18 protein-coding genes and 6 pseudogenes are annotated in these 15,826 nt (G+C 71.4%); 16 read left to right on the forward strand and 8 right to left on the reverse strand.

The window, feature by feature from the left end; translation table 11 throughout:
* The first annotated feature begins 149 nt into the window (after positions 1 to 149).
* Both ACZ8AI_RS00475 and ACZ8AI_RS00480 read left to right on the forward strand, forming a co-directional pair.
* Entirely contained in the window at positions 150 to 662 is a 513-nt protein-coding gene (locus ACZ8AI_RS00475) for a hypothetical protein (protein ID WP_464855679.1), read from the forward strand.
* Entirely contained in the window at positions 625 to 870 is a 246-nt protein-coding gene (locus tag ACZ8AI_RS00480; protein ID WP_464855681.1) for a hypothetical protein, read from the forward strand. Before ACZ8AI_RS00475 ends, ACZ8AI_RS00480 begins: the two co-directional genes overlap by 38 nt.
* A 132-nt stretch (positions 871 to 1,002) precedes the next feature.
* Here ACZ8AI_RS00480 and ACZ8AI_RS00485 read toward each other — a convergent pair.
* Positions 1,003 to 1,830 (reverse strand): annotated as a pseudogene (locus ACZ8AI_RS00485) (DUF4383 domain-containing protein); the annotation flags it as partial.
* Positions 1,831 to 2,291: 461 nt separating this feature from the next.
* On the opposite strand from ACZ8AI_RS00485, the gene ACZ8AI_RS00490 reads away from it, so the two are divergent.
* The 3 genes from ACZ8AI_RS00490 (at position 2,292) to ACZ8AI_RS00500 (ending at position 3,666) form a co-directional block, all read left to right on the forward strand.
* Positions 2,292 to 2,450 carry a hypothetical protein gene (locus ACZ8AI_RS00490; RefSeq protein WP_464855683.1) on the forward strand — a complete coding sequence of 53 codons (159 nt, stop codon included), beginning with the start codon at positions 2,292 to 2,294 and terminating at the stop codon, positions 2,448 to 2,450.
* Positions 2,451 to 2,678: 228 nt separating this feature from the next.
* A complete protein-coding gene (locus ACZ8AI_RS00495) occupies positions 2,679 to 2,831 on the forward strand; it encodes a hypothetical protein (protein ID WP_464855685.1) in 153 nt (50 codons plus the stop codon).
* Between the two features lie 481 nt (positions 2,832 to 3,312).
* Positions 3,313 to 3,666: a hypothetical protein gene (locus ACZ8AI_RS00500; RefSeq protein ID WP_464855687.1), complete on the forward strand. Its 354-nt coding sequence runs from the start codon at positions 3,313 to 3,315 to the stop codon at positions 3,664 to 3,666.
* A gap of 174 nt (positions 3,667 to 3,840) precedes the next feature.
* Here the strand turns inward: ACZ8AI_RS00500 and ACZ8AI_RS00505 are convergent, their stop codons facing one another.
* Positions 3,841 to 4,443: a hypothetical protein gene (locus tag ACZ8AI_RS00505; RefSeq protein ID WP_464855689.1), complete on the reverse strand. Its 603-nt coding sequence runs from the start codon at positions 4,441 to 4,443 to the stop codon at positions 3,841 to 3,843.
* A 1,033-nt stretch (positions 4,444 to 5,476) separates the two neighbouring features.
* On the opposite strand from ACZ8AI_RS00505, the gene ACZ8AI_RS00510 reads away from it, so the two are divergent.
* The 5 genes from ACZ8AI_RS00510 to ACZ8AI_RS00530 all read left to right on the forward strand — a co-directional run bounded on the left by ACZ8AI_RS00510 (position 5,477) and on the right by ACZ8AI_RS00530 (position 8,323).
* The gene (locus tag ACZ8AI_RS00510; protein ID WP_464855691.1) at positions 5,477 to 6,073 is read left to right on the forward strand and encodes a hypothetical protein; all 597 of its coding nucleotides are present in this window, start codon (positions 5,477 to 5,479) and stop codon (positions 6,071 to 6,073) included.
* A gap of 107 nt (positions 6,074 to 6,180) precedes the next feature.
* A complete protein-coding gene (locus ACZ8AI_RS00515; RefSeq protein WP_464855693.1) occupies positions 6,181 to 6,444 on the forward strand; it encodes a hypothetical protein in 264 nt (87 codons plus the stop codon).
* 36 nt (positions 6,445 to 6,480) lie between these two features.
* Entirely contained in the window at positions 6,481 to 6,729 is a 249-nt protein-coding gene (locus tag ACZ8AI_RS00520) for a hypothetical protein (RefSeq protein ID WP_464855695.1), read from the forward strand.
* Positions 6,699 to 7,280 carry a DUF4436 family protein gene (locus ACZ8AI_RS00525; protein ID WP_464855697.1) on the forward strand — a complete coding sequence of 194 codons (582 nt, stop codon included), beginning with the start codon at positions 6,699 to 6,701 and terminating at the stop codon, positions 7,278 to 7,280. Before ACZ8AI_RS00520 ends, ACZ8AI_RS00525 begins: the two co-directional genes overlap by 31 nt.
* The gene (locus ACZ8AI_RS00530; RefSeq protein ID WP_464855699.1) at positions 7,187 to 8,323 is read left to right on the forward strand and encodes a CE1758 family FMN-dependent luciferase-like monooxygenase; all 1,137 of its coding nucleotides are present in this window, start codon (positions 7,187 to 7,189) and stop codon (positions 8,321 to 8,323) included. Before ACZ8AI_RS00525 ends, ACZ8AI_RS00530 begins: the two co-directional genes overlap by 94 nt.
* A gap of 199 nt (positions 8,324 to 8,522) precedes the next feature.
* Here ACZ8AI_RS00530 and ACZ8AI_RS00535 read toward each other — a convergent pair.
* A pseudogene (locus tag ACZ8AI_RS00535) lies at positions 8,523 to 8,844 on the reverse strand (DMT family transporter); the annotation flags it as partial.
* Positions 8,845 to 8,858: 14 nt separating this feature from the next.
* Positions 8,859 to 9,159, reverse strand: a pseudogene (locus ACZ8AI_RS00540) (DMT family transporter); the annotation flags it as partial.
* A 98-nt stretch (positions 9,160 to 9,257) separates the two neighbouring features.
* On the opposite strand from ACZ8AI_RS00540, the gene ACZ8AI_RS00545 reads away from it, so the two are divergent.
* The 4 genes and pseudogenes from ACZ8AI_RS00545 to ACZ8AI_RS00560 form a co-directional block, all read left to right on the forward strand.
* Positions 9,258 to 9,845: a TetR/AcrR family transcriptional regulator gene (locus ACZ8AI_RS00545; RefSeq protein ID WP_464855701.1), complete on the forward strand. Its 588-nt coding sequence runs from the start codon at positions 9,258 to 9,260 to the stop codon at positions 9,843 to 9,845.
* A gap of 45 nt (positions 9,846 to 9,890) precedes the next feature.
* The gene (locus ACZ8AI_RS00550; protein ID WP_464855703.1) at positions 9,891 to 10,919 is read left to right on the forward strand and encodes a permease; all 1,029 of its coding nucleotides are present in this window, start codon (positions 9,891 to 9,893) and stop codon (positions 10,917 to 10,919) included.
* Positions 10,906 to 11,277 (forward strand): annotated as a pseudogene (locus ACZ8AI_RS00555) (DUF1980 domain-containing protein); the annotation flags it as partial. The gene ACZ8AI_RS00550 and the pseudogene ACZ8AI_RS00555, both read left to right, overlap by 14 nt.
* Positions 11,276 to 11,722 (forward strand): annotated as a pseudogene (locus ACZ8AI_RS00560) (TIGR03943 family putative permease subunit); the annotation flags it as partial. The pseudogenes ACZ8AI_RS00555 and ACZ8AI_RS00560, both read left to right, overlap by 2 nt.
* A 121-nt stretch (positions 11,723 to 11,843) precedes the next feature.
* On the opposite strand, the gene ACZ8AI_RS00565 reads toward ACZ8AI_RS00560, so the two are convergent.
* On the reverse strand, positions 11,844 to 12,008 hold the full coding sequence (locus ACZ8AI_RS00565) for a hypothetical protein (protein ID WP_464855706.1): 165 nt from the start codon (positions 12,006 to 12,008) through the stop codon (positions 11,844 to 11,846).
* 56 nt (positions 12,009 to 12,064) lie between these two features.
* Here ACZ8AI_RS00565 and ACZ8AI_RS00570 point away from each other — a divergent pair, with 56 nt between their 5' ends.
* Positions 12,065 to 12,760, forward strand: coding sequence for a hypothetical protein (locus tag ACZ8AI_RS00570; protein WP_464855708.1), 696 nt, complete (start codon positions 12,065 to 12,067; stop codon positions 12,758 to 12,760).
* Between the two features lie 111 nt (positions 12,761 to 12,871).
* The gene (locus tag ACZ8AI_RS00575) at positions 12,872 to 13,138 is read left to right on the forward strand and encodes a hypothetical protein (protein ID WP_464855710.1); all 267 of its coding nucleotides are present in this window, start codon (positions 12,872 to 12,874) and stop codon (positions 13,136 to 13,138) included.
* 114 nt (positions 13,139 to 13,252) lie between these two features.
* Here ACZ8AI_RS00575 and ACZ8AI_RS00580 read toward each other — a convergent pair whose 3' ends face one another.
* From ACZ8AI_RS00580 to ACZ8AI_RS00590, 3 genes and pseudogenes are all read right to left on the reverse strand, one after another.
* The gene (locus ACZ8AI_RS00580) at positions 13,253 to 14,092 is read right to left on the reverse strand and encodes an AraC family transcriptional regulator (RefSeq protein ID WP_464855712.1); all 840 of its coding nucleotides are present in this window, start codon (positions 14,090 to 14,092) and stop codon (positions 13,253 to 13,255) included.
* Positions 14,093 to 14,264: 172 nt separating this feature from the next.
* Positions 14,265 to 15,313, reverse strand: a pseudogene (locus tag ACZ8AI_RS00585) (NAD(P)-dependent alcohol dehydrogenase).
* A gap of 304 nt (positions 15,314 to 15,617) precedes the next feature.
* Complete coding sequence (locus ACZ8AI_RS00590; RefSeq protein WP_464855714.1) at positions 15,618 to 15,797, reverse strand: hypothetical protein; 180 nt, start codon at positions 15,795 to 15,797, stop codon at positions 15,618 to 15,620.
* Between the last annotated feature and the right edge of the window lie 29 nt (positions 15,798 to 15,826).

The raw sequence follows: 15,826 nt of genomic DNA on the forward strand, positions 1-15,826 counted from the left end.
CGACACCCGCAAGCTCCTCAACACGATCGACACCTTCGTGATCGACGAGGTCTCGATGGTGAACGCCGACCTCCTCGACGCGATGGACCGCCTCGCTCCGGAAGGCCTGCGGTCGGCAGTTCGAGGCCTTCGGCGGCGTGCAGGTCGTCATGTTCGGCGACCCGTACCAGGGCCGCGCGCCGGTGCCGGGCGACGGGGACGAACGCGCCTACTTCACCGACCACTACCGCCTCGATGTGGCTCTTCGACGCGAAGGTCTGGCTCGAGGCCGAGCTCAACATCATCGAGCTGGCGACCGTGCACCGGCAGCGGGACGACGCGTTCGCCGCGATGCTCACGGCGGTGCGCCACGGACGGGTGACTTCGCCGACGGCTCGCCGGGCAGCTCAACGCCGCGGGGGGCGCGCCTGGCACTGGACGACGCGATCACCCTGGCGACCCGCAACGACACGGTGGCACGCATCAACAAGGCCGCGCTCGACCGGTTGCCCGGCAAGGTCAAGACCGCACGAGCTGACGTGAACGGCGACTTCGGCGGGCGGAACTTCCCCGCCGACGAGGCCCTCGAGCTGAAGCCCGGCGCGCACGTGATGTTCCCGCGAAACGACCTCGGACCAGCGCTGGGTGAACGGCACGCTCGGCATCGTGCAGACGATCCGTGACACCGTCTGGGTGGACGTCGACGGGGAGTCCTTCGAGGTGCAGCCGTCGGTGTGGGAAAGCAGTTCAAGTACTCCTACGACGCCGACAAGAAGGAACTCAAGAAGGACTGACCGTAGGGGAGTTCCAGCAGTTCCTTGCTCCGGCCTCGGCCTGGGCGGTGACGATCCACAAGTCGCAGGGCAGCACGTACGACCGCGCCGTGGTTGACCTCAGCAACCGGGTGTTCAGCGCCGGGCAGACGTACGTCGCGCTGTCGCGGCTGACCTCGCCCGAGGGGCCAGTACCTGACGCGCCCGCGCCGGCCGCAGGACATCATCGTGGACCTCGACGCTCGACTGCTCATGTCCGAGGCGCCGCCTCGGCGTCGGCGACGCCGGAAGCTCGAGGCGCAGGCCAACGCCGGAGTCCGAGCCGGACGCCCGACGCCTGGACGCCCGACGGCCCTGACGCGCCCGCTGCCCGACGCCCTGGCGCCCGACGTCCTGGGCGCCGAGATCGCATCTGAAGCGCGCCGCGGCCGCCGAAGTGGAAGCCGGGCGGTAACCGCGATCTCGCGGTCCGGTCCGGTCCGGCGTCCGGTCCGGTCCGGTCCGACTTCCGTTCCCGGCGCGCTCGGCGTCGAGATCGCACTTTCGCGCTTCCGCAGCTCGGCCAGGCCCGCGGAACTGCGGATCTCGCGGCCTGCAGAGACACCGCCGCCCAGGAGACACTGCCGCCCAGGAGACCCGGGCCAAGCGACGCCCGCCCGCGCGGCAACCGCCCCGGACACGACGACGCCCCGCCTGCCACGAGGGCGGACGGGGCGTCGGAGGCCGCGCGGGTTAGGACCCGGCGTGCCTCGGCGCGGAGCGTGCGGATGTTCTGCTTGTCGGCACCGGCCGCGGTGAGGAGCAGGATCACGCCGACGATCGCGTGGAACACGTTGTCGGTGGTGTTCAGCGCGAAGATGTTCGCCGAGGTGCCGCCGAGCACGAAGCCGTAGACGGCGAGCACGACGAGGACGGCGCCGACCAGGACGTTGCCGTTCCGGGAGCCGACCGTGGTGCCGAGGCCCATGATGAGCAGCACGGCCGACAGCAGCATCACCCAGATGAGGGCGAGCGGCGGGTTCACACCGAACGCGTTCCAGAGCATGCCGCCCTGTCGACTGCAAGTAGCCCGGGTCGCCGTCGGCGGCGTAGAAGAACCCGAGGATGCCCTCGACGAAGAGGACCGCGCCCACGGTCAGCGCGAGACCACGGTTCGGGGACGCGGTGATGCTTCGGTCATCGCCCGAACTGCCACTTCGGTTTCCTCCTCTCGTACGCGGCCGACGCGGTGTACGTCGGTCCGGCGATGTGCGCCGGTGCGTTCACCCGCGCGAGGCCGCTCGACGACTCACTGGACGCGGAGGTCGCTGACCCGCGTTCCCAGCCTCCGACCGGCGGTCCAACGGTATCGTGTCCGACCCCGATCCGTGAATCGCACGCGGGTGGCCAGGCGTGCGGGGACGAGGCCGACGACCAGCACCCCGAGGAGGACCAGTCCGGTGACCCGAACGCCCGAACGCAACGCACCGGAGTCGCGTGGACTGAGTGTCTCGCGCCGGTTGCGGTGGGGGCTGTTGGCTGCTCTGGGGTTCGGTCATCGTGCCTCTCGTCTACGCGGCGGCGGTGCTGACGCCGATGGGACAGCGGGTCGAGGGACGCCGCGGCGTCGGCGGGGTCCGGGAATCCGACCTGTTCGGGTCCGGACACTGCACTCAACGTCATCTCGGTGCCGGTGATCCTGTTGCTACATCGTCCTGATCGCCGCCGTCGCGTCTCGCCCGGCGCCGGCTCGCGGTGGGGCTCGGAGCGGGTGTTGTGGTCTCGCGGTCGGCGGCCACGTCGACGCTGGTCAAGCGTATCGCCGAGCGCCCGGAGATCGCTCAGTCGACGACGCCGAACCTCGTTCCCGTCCGGGCACGCGACGATCGCGCTCGCGGCGCTGTTCGCGGTCCTGATGGTCACACCCCGGGTCGGTTCCGCCCGGTGGTGACGCTCCTCGGTGCGGTCTACGCCGTGTTCGTGGCGAGCCAGACCGTCGTGTACGGGTGGCACCGGGTGAGTGACATCGTCGGAGCCTGTGCCATCGCCCTGTTCTGGCTCGGCGTGGTCCGCGCGTTCGGGCCACTGGTGGACCGGTAGGGAGCGCGGAGACCGCGACGGACGCCGATGGCCGAGGCGGCTGGTGAGCGGGGTCCTGCTCGTCGCCACCGGCGTGACGTTCCTGGTGGGGGTCGCCGCGCTCGTGTACGGGGTCGCCGGCGGTGCGCACGACCACGCAGCGATCACCGTTGGCCGGGGCGGATGGCCTCGAGTGCGAGCGTGCTGGCGGTCGTGACGATCGGTCTGGTTGGCGGACGACATGCACCACGCCCCACGGACCGACACCGAGGCGATCTCCCGCCCGATGAGCATTGCACCCGCGATGGTCACAGCCCCGTAACGCGTCCGGACAGCGGAGCTACACTGGACGACTACCGTCGCCGACATCGGCGGACGAGGGACCTGCTGCAGACGGGGAGCGCACGCGTGCAGTGCAGCACACCTCGGCGACGGGTCGCCGGGCACGACGGGCCGTCGCGGTCGTGCCCTCAGCGCCCTGCTGGTGGTCAGTGCCGGGCTCGTGACCACCGCGGCTCCGGCTGCCGCGGACACCATCCGGGTACCGTTCGTCGATCGCCTCGGGTGCACGCCCGAGACCGGGTACACGCTGGCGACCTCGACGCCGGTCTTCAGCAAGGTCGGGGGATCGGGTCCGGGTCGCCGTCGGCAACCACGGATGCGCTTTGACTTCGGCGGTGTCCGCCACTACCCGGTGCAGCCGGGCGTCTTCAGCGGCGTCGCCAACCCGTCGGGCTCGTTCGGGTACGGTTCCTCCGGCCAGGACGGGTTCGGCGCGACGACGTACTACTCCGGGGCGAACGGCATCGGGTTCAGCTCGATCGACGATGGGATTGCAGGGGCACGCTCACCGTGACCCTGCCCTGCGCCGACGCATGCAGTTCACGGTCGGCGGCATCAACCTGCCGTTGCCGAACATCGACGTCAGCGGCACCTCCGCCGCGGGTACGGCGGTCCCGGCGCAGAGTGCCGCGAAGAGCACCGCTCCGGACGCCGCCCGTGTCCAGGCGGTCGGGGACACCGCTGCGCATCACGGGGTCGAGCCAGGCCGTCGGCGACGACACCGGTCCCGCAGCGCGCCGCCGACGTCTGGCGTTCCGACCAGCCGGTGCAGACCCTGACGTCCTGGTCTCCGGGCAGCGCCTCGACCACCCCGACGGACGGCGGGTTCCTCATCACGCCACCCATCGGCTGCCAGAGTGGCGGCGTCACCGCTGACGAGCGCCACCGGCATGGTGACCGACGTGACGACGGACGACGCCGGCGACACGAGCGTGACGTGTACACCGTGCCGCTCGGCACGACCGTCACCAACACGTCGACGGCCGACGACATGCGCCTGCTCCCCACGGTGCGCAGCGACCTCCGTGCCAGGGTGGCCGAGCTCGGCGGCACCCTGGACGGCATCGCCCAGGCGTCGTCGAGCGATCCCGCCTGCGCCGTGCCCGCCGACGTCCTGACGTCGAACCACCTGCTCGGGTCGACCGCCCGCACTCGCGCCGCAGGCCGTCGTGCACCCAGGACGGCGACCGCGACGGTCACGCTGCCGCTCGACGCCGACCCGCGCACCCTCACGGCGACGTCGACTCCTGGCGAGTTCCGCGAACGACACGTACTCGCGGGTGAAGGGCATCGGACACGCTCCACCATCACGTTCCCGGCGGTCCGGTCCCCTGACGGTCGACGCGAGCTGCAACGACGGAGACCCTGCCGGACGAAGCCGGTGGAGCGCCGGTTCACCGTGACGAGCGTCGGCCCGGACACTGAGGCGCTCGACGATCAGCATCGACGACCCGAACGGCTTCCCGCGACGGACTGTGGATCAGGGCCTCTTCGAGACGCAGCCCACGTGCGCGGACCTCCTGGGCGGCGACCCCGTGTCGTTGGGGGCGATGCCGGCCGGTGCCCACCCGGACGGTGGGTGACGGGCGGTGCGGTGCCGTCCGGCACTGCAGCGAGAACGACCTACCCGGTGACCGCGACGGTGTCGTCGCCGGTCCAGCCGGCCCGGCCCGCAGAGCGCCTCCGCGACCCTGACCGTGACGGGACCGACGACACCGTCCTTTACCGCGCCCACACCGGGCTCGTCGACGACCGAGCGCCGCCCCGGGATCTTCGGAGGCGGTGCCGTGCCCGGTGGGCAGGTCATGGTCCGTCGAGGGTCGACGGTGGTCTGCACGGCCACCGGGCTGCCCAGCGGCAACTGGTCGTGCACGGCGACCGCACCGCTGCCGTACGGGGCGGTCACGCTCACCGCGACCTCGAGGAGTTCGGCGGCCTGACCTCCGGCGCGGGGTCCCTGACGTTCACCGTGCAGCGGCCCGCTCCCGCCGGTCCCGCCGCGACGGGGCAGCCTGGAGGCCCGACTCCGCCCCGGGGACCGGTGGCGGTTCCGGCGGGGCCGGTCCCGACCCCGGTGACGGTTCCGGCGGATCGGCCGGCTGGCGGGTCGTCGCCGGGCACGCCGCGACCGAGCACACCACGCCCGAGCACCCCTGGGTCCGCGGAGCCGACGCCACCGACGTCGGACCCCACCGCTCCGAGCGACGCCGGGTCGGGCGACGGCAGCGGCGACGGCAGCGGCGGCGACGGCACCGGCGACGGCAGTGGTGTCGGTGGGGGTGCGGCGGCCGGTGACGGGGCGACTGAACAACGGCCCCCTCACCATGGACTTCCGCTTCGGGACCCAGCGCATCATGCCCGGGACGGCAGCGGACATGCGCGGCACGCTCGGGCCGAACGCCTCCGGCGCGACCGTCGCGATCACCTTCCAGGCGCGGATGTCGACGGGGATGGTCTACCGGGCCGTCGCCGTCGAGGTGGACGACCAGCCCCTCGACTGCACCGTCGCGACGACCTCGTTCTCGTGCCTGATCCCCCTCGACCCCGGGCAGCAGGCCGACGTCGACGTCCGCGTGTACGCCGACCCGGTGAACGCCCCGGACACGGCGGTGCAGCAGATCTCGCTCGCCTCGACCACGGCGTCCCAGAGCAACGCGATGACGGTGACGACCGCGGTCGCGAAGGGTGAGACCGAGGCCTCCCAGCTCGCCGACCAGATCCACGACCTTCAACGTGACGGAGTTCCCCGGTGTGATGGTGCCGCTCCTCGCGATGCTGCTCTTCGCGCTCGCCGCGACTCGTCGGCCGCCGCGGCGGATGGACGTCCGCCGGTCCGGCGACCACCCTCGCCGACCGGTGCCGGTCCGCCGGGGGAGGCCGCGCCTCCAGTCCGACCGGCGGCGACCGCCGTACCGACCTGAACGACCCGACCACCCGAACCACCCTCCGGGAGCAACCGATTGACGCAGACGACCGAGGCACCCGCCGAGCAGCGCACCCGCCGAACCCGGCACCGATCATCCTGCTCGTGGCGGTGGTGCTGCTGGCGGTGTACTACGTCGTGATCGGGCTCTCCGGAGCCCTGAAGACTCACGACCGTGGTGCCCGCCAGCGGGTCGAACAGCCAGTCCGGCAACTACATGACCCTCCGGATGAGGGTGCAGGACGTCGACCGGTCGAACCGTGTGATGCAGGCGAACGTGCCGACTTCCGCACGTGCACGTTCGAGGGCGAGAAGGCGGGCGAGATCTCCGAAGCCGCCTCCGGATCGAGGTGTCGAGCGGTGGCGTGACCACGAGCGTCGTCACGTTCCCGGGGCAGCTCGGTGGTGGACGCGACCTCGCTGACGCTGACCCTCGACCGCGGGGACACGTCGTACCCGTTCAGCCAGCCCAGTTCTGGAACTTCCAGCCTGAGCGTGCAGAACGACGACCTCCGGCGACGCGGTGCCGTTCGAGGTGGACATGTCGAACTCGGCGCGGCCGTGGGTGATGCAGGCGGAGCGGAGCGCGGCCGAGCAGCAGGACGCCCGGCACCCTCGTGCCGATGCAGATCGACGGGCACCGGGACACGCTGAGCGTCGTGATCGTGTCGTTCTACATCCTCGCGATCCTGTTCGCCACCACCCTGATGGCCGTGGTGACCATCGGTAGCGCGATCCTCCGACGCAAGCTCGAGTTCGCGAACGTCATCTGGCTGAGCGCGACGCTGCTGTCGTTCCCGGCGCTGCGGTCGGCGATGCCGGGAGCCCCGCCGATCGGCACGACGCTCGACTTCGTGTTCCTGTTCCCGTGCCTGGCGCTCGTGGCGATCATGTTCGTGTGGACCGGGGCGTACCTGCTGGGCGGGAATCGAAGGTGCTGCGCGGGCGGACGCTCGAGGACGACGCGGTGTAGCACCTGCGGCACCTGCGGCACCTGCGGCACCTGCCGCACTGGCGGGAATGCCTACGGCTGCGTGCGTTGTTGTCCCAGCAAGTCGAGTGCAAACGCATCGAAATGCTCGAACAACCAGCAAGCCAGGAGGCGGGCACCATGCAGTTCGGTATCTTCACCGTCAGCGACGTCACGACGGACCTCACGACCGGCACCACGCCGGACGACACCCAGCGCGTCCGGGACATCCTGACGATCGCCGAGCACGCCGACCAGGCCGGCCTCGACGTCTTCGCCACGGGTGAGCACCACAACCCGCCCTTCGTCGCGTCCTCGCCGACGACGATGTCCGCGTACCTCGCCGCCAAGACGGAGCACATCACGCTCTCGACGTCGACGACCCTCATCACCACGAACGACCCGGTGCGCATCGCCGGGGAGTACGCGATGCTCCAGGTCATCTCCGACGGCCGGATGGACCTCATGATGGGTCGCGGCAACACCGGCCCCGTCTACCCCTGGTTCGGCCAGGACATCCGCCAGGGCGTCAACCTGGCGATCGAGAACTACGCGCTCCTCCGCCAGCTCTGGGAGAACGACGTCGTGAACTGGCAGGGCAAGTTCCGCACGCCGCTGCAGGGCTTCACCTCGACCCCGCGCCCGCTCGACGGTGTCGCACCTTCGTCTGGCACGGTTCGATCCGCACGCCGGAGATCGCCGAGCAGGCCGCGTACTACGGCGACGGCTTCTTCCACAACAACATCTTCTGGCCGATCCAGCACCGAGCAGATGGTGGGCCTCTACCGTCAGCGCTTCGAGCACTACGGGCACGGCGCCGCGAACCAGGCGATCGTCGGACTCGGCGGGCAGTTCTTCGCCCGGAAGAACTCGCAGGACGCGATCAACGAGTTCCGCCCGTACTTCGACAACGCCCCGGTCTACGGGCACGGCCCGTCGATGGAGGACTTCACCGAGCAGACCCCGCTCACCGTGGGTTCGCCGCAGCAGGTCATCGACCGGTACGCCGCGATGAAGGACCACGTCGGGCACTACCAGCGCCAGCTGTTCCTCGTCGACCACGCGGGGCTGCCGCTGAAGACGGTGCTCGAGCAGATCGACATCCTGGCGACGGACATCGTGCCGGAGCTCCGGAAGATCAACGACGAGAGCCGTCCGGCCGACGTGCCGTCCGACCCGCCGTCGCACGCCTCGCGCGTGGCTGCGGCGATGGCCGCCGGCACGGTCGGCAGCGACCACGTCGCGGCCGAGGACGAGTGGACGGGCGCGTCGGTCTGACGCTCCCAGCGCTCGGTTCGTGAGCAGGAGTGGTCGGGTCCCGCGAGGCGACCCGGCCATTCCCTGCTCACCCTGCTCACCCTGCGCGCGGCGCGCGTGCCCGGCGCGAGTCGGCTTTCGGGGTCAGCGACAGATCACGGGGCCAGTGGCGCGTGAGCTGTCGCTCGAAGCGCGAGAGCTCGGCTGGGGCGGCCGGCACCGGGCGGGCTGGCACGAGCTTCAGGCCGACCACGCAGCCGACGATGCCGGCGATGAACAGCAGGCGCAGGATCGTCACGGGCTCGGCGCCGGTGGCCATCCCCCCACAGCACCGTCAGTGCCGCCCCGGTAGCGGTCCACACCGCGTACGCCGTGCTGATCGGGATGTGCTTGAGGACGTACCCGAAGGCACCGAGGCTCACGACGATCGTGATCGCGAACACGATGGTCGGCCGCAGCTCGGTGAACCCGTCGCTCTGACCGAGGGCGGTCGCCCACACGGTCTCGAGCGCGGCGCTGACGAACAGCACGATCCACGCCACGTCAGCTCACCACCGAGGCCGACGACGCACGCGACCAGGCCGAACACCAGGGCGAGGCGGGCGACGGACGCTGCCTCCTGCTTCCGGACGACCGCGACCACCACCGTCAGCGAGGCGCCGATGCCGACCCACACCGCGTAGGCCGTGCCGACCGGGATCTCCTTCATGGCGAACGCGAGCCCGACCATGCTGAGCGCCATGCCGGCGACGAACACGATCGTCGGCACGACCTTCTTGAAGCCGTTCGACGCGCTCAGTGCGGTGGCCCAGATCGGCCTCGAGCACGCCGGACAGGACGAGGATGCCCCACGCCATGACGATGTCCCTTCGATCGAGCAGTACGTGAGTCGCACGACTGTGCGACAACGGTCCCCACGGTAGCACGAGTCGTACGGCTGTGCGAGTATGGCGCCATGGCCAGGAGCATCGACCTCGCGGACCGACGTCGCACCGTCTCCGAAGCCGCGTGGCGGGTCCTCGCCCGCGACGGACTCGGGGCGCTCAGCGTCCGCAACGTGGCGGCCGAGGCCGGTCTGCCGCCGAGCACGGTCCGCTACGTCTTCCCCACCCAGGCGAGCCTCCGCGAGCACGCCATCACCCTCGTGTTCGACCGGACGCGGGAACGCATCGAGGCCGTCCCCACCGACGTGCCGCCCCGCGATCGCGCGCACCGGATCGTGCTCGAGCTGCTGCCCCTCGACGAGGAACGGGTGCTCGAGCTCGAGGTGTACCTGGCTCTCGGCAACGCCGCGCTCACCGACGCGGAACTCCGGCCCGCGCTCGACGAGGCCGTGCGCGAGATGCGGGTGTGGTGCGAGGAGGTCCTCGGGCTCGTGGGCGAGCACGGTCCCCCCGAGGCCGACCGCGAGTACGAGACCCGCCGGCTGCACGCGCTCGTCGACGGGCTCGCGATGCACCTCGCGCGGCTCGCGCCGGGGGAGTCCGGCGAGTGGGCGATCGACGTGCTCGACCGGCACCTGGACGGGCTCGCCGCGTCCTGACCGACCGGGCGCGCTGCCCGGGCGTCCGACGTCCGTCGCCTATCCTTGCCCGGTGACGACGACCACGCCGCCGCCGCGAACGCAGCGCTCGCGCTCCCGCACAGGCCCCGGCCTGGTGTTGGCAGCGGTCGTCGTGCTGCTCGGGATCCGCCTGCTCTCGCCGGCCGTCGGCACCGCCGGGCTGCCGAACGTGGTGCAGGACTTCCTCACGCTGGCGATCAGGCCGTCGTCGAATCGCTGCCCTTCGTGGTGCTCGGCATCGTGCTGTCGATCGTCGTCGAGGTCTGGGTGCCCGTGGGCGCGCTCGAGAAGGTCCTGCCGCAGAACGCCGTCGGCCGCCGCGCCGTGATCTCCCTGATCGGCATGCTCTTCCCGGTGTGCGAGTGCGGCAACGTGCCGCTCGCCCGGGGCCTCATGATGCGCGGCTTCACCCCGGCCGAGGCCGTCACCTTCCTCGTCGCCGCCCCGATCCTCAACCCGCTCGTGATCATCAGCACCGCGCAGGCCTTCGGCTGGTCCGGCTGGATCCTGCCGGTGCGCATCGTCGGCGGCTTCGTCGTGGCGAACCTCGTCGGCTGGATCGTCGCCGCGCACCGCCGCCCCGCCGAGCTCCTGCTGCCGGCCTTCGAGGGCACGGTGCCGCGCGGCCGTCGGGGCCCCGCGCAGCCGGAACCGCTGGCGGGACAGCGCCGCGCAGTTCGGCGGCGAGACCGCGACGATGATGCCGGCGCTGTTCGTCGGCGCCGGACTGGCCGCCGCGATCCAGGTCGCCGTGCCCCGCTCGACGCTGGTGTCCATCGGCGCGAACCCGGTGCTGTCCGTCGCCGCGATGATGCTCCTCGCGATGACCCCGTGTCGCTCTGCTCGAACGTGGACGCCTTCTTCGCGCTGTCCTTCGCGTCCACCTTCCTGCCGGGGTCGATCACCGCGTTCCTGATCATCGGGCCGATCATCGACGTGAAGATGATCGCGTTGCTCCGGACGACCTTCCGCGCACGCTTCCTGGTGCTGCTCGCCGTCGTCTGCGTCCTGTTCGCCGGAACCGTCGGGTTGGTGATGAATGTCCTGGTCTGAGAAGGGTCCGTCGTACCTCGGGCTCGGGTCGGTGCTCGCGGTGGCGCTCTGCACGCTGTGGCTCGCCCTCGCCGGGCACCTCGACCTGTACATCAACCCGCGGTACTCGGTCTTCACGATCGTCCTGGCGGTCGTCGCGGTCCCCGCGTCGGTCGCCGGCCTGGTGGTCGTCGCCCGCGGCCACGGGCACGCCCACGACGACGTCGACGGGGACGCGGACGACGCCGGTCACGACCACGACCACGGTCGCCGGACGGGAGGCGCGGCTCGCCGCACACGGATCGTGCTGAGCGGCGTGGCCGCACTCGTCACGATCGGGGTCACCACCGCGATGCTCGTCCTGCCCCCGACGACGCCTCTCCGCACGCACCGCGCAGCAGCGGAGCGTGGACTCGGCGACGCTGTCGAACGCCACCGGCTCCGAGGCGGCGGTGTCGCTGCTGGGCTCGGGTTCGGTCGACACGTCGCAGTACGGCGTGAAGGACTGGGCCGCCCTCATCCGCCAGACCACCGACACGACGTCGCTCGTCGGCAAGGACGTGGCGCTCTCCGGGTTCGTGGTCCCCGGGGCGGACGGCTCGTTCACCCTGACCCGCTTCGTGATCAGCTGCTGCGCGGTCGACGCCCAGCCCGTCGGACTCGGCGTGGTCACCGACGGCGCCGTCCCCGACGAGGACCAGTGGGTGACCGTGACCGGCAAGCTCGCCGCGAACCCGGACCAGTCCGCCGACGCCCGGATCGTCATCCGGGCCGCGACGGTGGTGCTGAAGATCGCCCAGCCGGACGACCCGTATGAGTACTGAGCCCGGCAGGGATCCCGAGTCGCTCCGGGCCCGCCCCCGGAACCGCTTCCGACGCCGGCTCGTCGCGACGATCACGGTGCTCGTCGTCATCGGGTCGCTCGCCGCGGTCGTCGGCTCACCGTCAGGGACCCCGCCTGCGTGACGTGTCGTACGACGCCTCGGGCCTGGTGTCGCGTCCGGCCCAGCGGGTGATCCTCACCGCGAACCAGGCGCTGCAGCGGGTGACCGCCGGCGACGTCCGGGTCTCCCCGGCCGCCGCCCACACGGTGACCTCGAGCGGGAACATGATCGCCGTCGAGTTCGCCGGCCCCCTGGCGTACGACCGCGACTACACGGTCACCGGTGGCCGACGTCCGAGCCCCGGGGCAGTGGGCGACGTCCGACCTCACCACCACGATCCGCACCGGCAGCACCGACGTGCTCGCCCTGGTCCCCGCTGCCGACGGCGGGAAGGACCGCATCGTCCGGCGGTCGCTCGACGCGGGCGGCTCGCGGACCGTCTACGAGGCAGCCGGGATCTCCGAGTACGCCCGCCTCGGTCGCTCGCTCGTCGTCGTGAGCGGCACGGACGCCGGGTCCGCCGTCGACATCGTCCCGCTCGCGGGCGGCGTGCAGGACGAGGACACCCCCGTGGAGCACCTCACGCTGCCCACCCGGGAAGGACGCGTGACGGCCCTGCACGCGGCGGACGACGGCGCGTCGTTCGGCTTCGAGTACGCCGACACCTCCACCGGGCAGTCCCGGAACGTCGGCCTCTACGTCGTCGACATGACCGGCACACACCTGCCGACCGCGATCGACGCCGAGGGGAAGCCCCGTGACCGGGGCGGTCCCGATGACCGTCGGCCAGTGGGCGTACGTACCGCGCACCGAGAGCGCCCTCGTCCGGACCGGCAGCGACGACCTCGTGCTCGTCGACATGAGCGGCCGGACCGATGCCGTCCGTCTCGGCAGCGCGACGTACCTGCACGGGTTCGTCGGCATCGGGCACGACGGCCGTCGTCGAGACGGGGACGGGCATCGTCCGCCTCGACCTGACGGACGGCGCGCGCACCGCACTGCAGCGCGCCCGCCGGCAGCACCGACGCCACCTACCTCGGGCGGATCGCGCGGCTGACGGACGACAGCTACCTGCGCGTCGTCGGCGACGTGCGGTCGGACGGGACCATCTCGGCACGGATCGTGCGGGTGGACGAGAACCGCGCCTCCCGGCTACCCGTGACGATCTCGGACGACGCGAGCGTCACGGCGGTCTGCCCGTCCCCGAACGGCCAGTTCGTGGCGGTCGCGACGAAGTCTGCGACCGACGAGCTCGTGAGCATCGTCGACGCGTCCTCCGGGGCGCTCGGAGGCGAGATCGACGCCGGGTCGGTCGACTGGTGCGGTGCCCTGCCGTCCGGCGACGAGATCGGCTAGCGCCGGAGCGTCTGCTTCGGGTACTCGCCGAACCGCTGGGTACTCCCGGAGGAACCGGCCCATGTGCGTGAAGCCCCAGCGCGCCGCGACCTCGGCGACCGGCGTCTGGCCGGACTACGCGCGCTGCAGGTCCTCGTGGGAGCGGCGCAGCCGGGCCTCGCGGAGGTACTGCATCGGCGTGCGGTCGAGGGCGCGCTGGAACGCCTCCTGCAGGCCGCGCACGCTGAGGTCGGCAGCCCGCGCGATGTCCGACACCGTCAGCGGTTCGTGCGCGTGCGCGTGGATGTACTCGACGGCGGCACGGATCCGGGCGTGCCGGTGCTCGCCCCACCCGGTGGGGGCGGCTTCCGCACGAAAGCGGTAGAGGTCGAGGAGCGCCCGTGCGACGTCCCGCTGCGCTTCGCCCCAGGCGAGCGACTCGCCCACGTCGGTCCGGAGCGCGCGGACGGAGGACGCGACCGCCTGCCGCCAGCGCGCGATCGCCTCGGGCGTCGGCGGTGTGGAACGGTCGAACTGGACGGTCCCGTCCACCAGGTAGCCGCTCGGACGCGACGTCGAGCACGAGGTCGCGCTGCAGGTGCACGAGCCGCTGGTCCCAGTCGCGGTACTCCATGTCGAAGCGCTGCTCGATGGGGAAGAGCGTCGGCACACCGGGCTGCATGCGGACCTCGTCGCGGCCGACGTCGGCGCCGCGCTGCCGGAGTCGATCCACTGCACGACCACCTCGCCCTCGACGGCGACGTCACCCCGCAGGGCGCCGTGCATCTGCGACCGACGGATGCTCATCCGCTCGTCGCCGAGGGCCACGTAGCGGTACCAGTAGTCCCCGTCGGTGCGGCCGGAGTGCCAGGCGCGACCCGCGTACATGCCAGCGAGGTCGCCGATGGCGGCATCCGTGTCGGTGCCGGCCACCGACACGAGAGGCCGAGGTGCCTCGCTCGCCGTGTCACTCACCCGTCAAGACTCCCAAACTGGGTCGGGAACTGTCCTATCGCTGCGTGCGACGGATGACGGTGCCGCGTTCTGCGGACAGCGGCCGGCAGCCCTGTTCTCGACTGTGGAAGGACGGGAGGCGCGGTGCCAGCTGGCACCGCGCCTCCCGTCCCGCGTCGAGGACGCGGGCCGCTCAGGCCAGGGTGGCCGCGTCGATCACGAAGCGGTACCGGACGTCCGGACGCCAGGACGCGCTCGTACGCCTCGTTGATCTGGTCCGCGCTGATGAGCTCGGTCTCCGGCAGGATGCCGTGCTCCGCGCAGAAGTCGAGCATCTCCTGGGTCTCGCGGATGCCGCCGATGGCCGAACCGGCCCAGCTGAGTCGGCGAGGATCAGGGCGAACGCCGGGACCTCGAGCGGCTCCGACGGGGCACCGACGTTGACGAGCGTGCCGTCGACCTTGAGGAGGCCGAGGTAGGCACCCATCGGGATCTTCGCCGACACGGTGTTGATGATGAGCTCCAACGAGCTCGCGAGCTTCTCGAACGTCTCCGGGTCCTTCGTCGCGTAGTGGGCCGTCGCGCCGTAGCGGGAGCGAGTCGGCTTCCTTCGACGTGGTCTGCGACAGGACGGTGACGTCGGCGCCGAGCGCGACGGCGATCTTGACCGCCATGTGGCCGAGCCCGCCCATGCCGATGACGGCGACCTTCGTGCCGGGGCCGGCCTTCCAGGTGGTGCAGCGGCGAGTAGGTGGTGATGCCGGCGCAGAGCAGCGGCGCGACCTTCTCGATGTCGAGCGACTCGGGCACCCGGAGGACGAAGTCCTCGTTCACGACGACGGCCTGCGAGTAGCCGCCCTGGGTGATGCTGCCGTCGGCGGGGTCGATGCCCGCGTACGTCTGGATGTTGCCCTTCAGGCAGTACTGCTCCTCGCCCGCGACGCAGTTCTCGCACTCGCCGCAGGAGTTCACCATGCAGCCCACGCCGACGCGGTCGCCGACCTGGTGCTTCGTGACGTTCTCGCCGACAGCGGAGACGTGGCCGACGATCTCGTGGCCGACGACCTGCGGGTACTGGATCTCGCCCCACTCGCCGCGGACGGTGTGGATGTCCGAGTGGCAGATGCCGGCGTAGGCGATGTCGATCTCGACGTCGTTCGGTCCGACGTCACGACGGGTGATGGTGGTCTTGACGAGCGGCTCGGTGGCGGACGGTGCCGCGTACGCGTTGACGGTGCGCAATGGTCTCCTCGTGGGGTTGACGTGGGGCCGGATCCGGCCCTCGTCAAGTGTCGTGGAGCGCGCCATCGGGTGGGAGGTTCCGTTGGGACACCCCTGCGATCGCACGTGCGCGTGTCGTCGCCGCTCCGGTCGGACCCGCTCCCGCGAGGTCAGGCCCTGTTCCTGCACCCCGGTCAGGTCGGAGCGGGTGTCGGCGTGGATCGGTTCGGCGTGCCCGAAGGTCTTGGCCGCTGCGCGGAGCCGCGCCACGAACTCCTCCTGCTCGACCTCGAGGTCGTCCTCTTCGGTGTCCTCGACGACGATCTCACTCGACGGGCCGATCAGGATCTTCGTCGTGGTCATCGTGCCGTCGTCGGCGACCGCCGGGCACGGCGACGGTGTCCGCGCGGTCACCGCCGGCCAGGGCGGCGGCGTACTCGATGACGGCGTCGGCGACGTCGTCGCTCGTCAGGATCGTCGAGCCGTCGTACTGGATGTGCTTCATGTCGAAATCCCTTCCGGCACCAGTGAACC

The organism is Curtobacterium sp. AC273 (assembly GCF_979253735.1).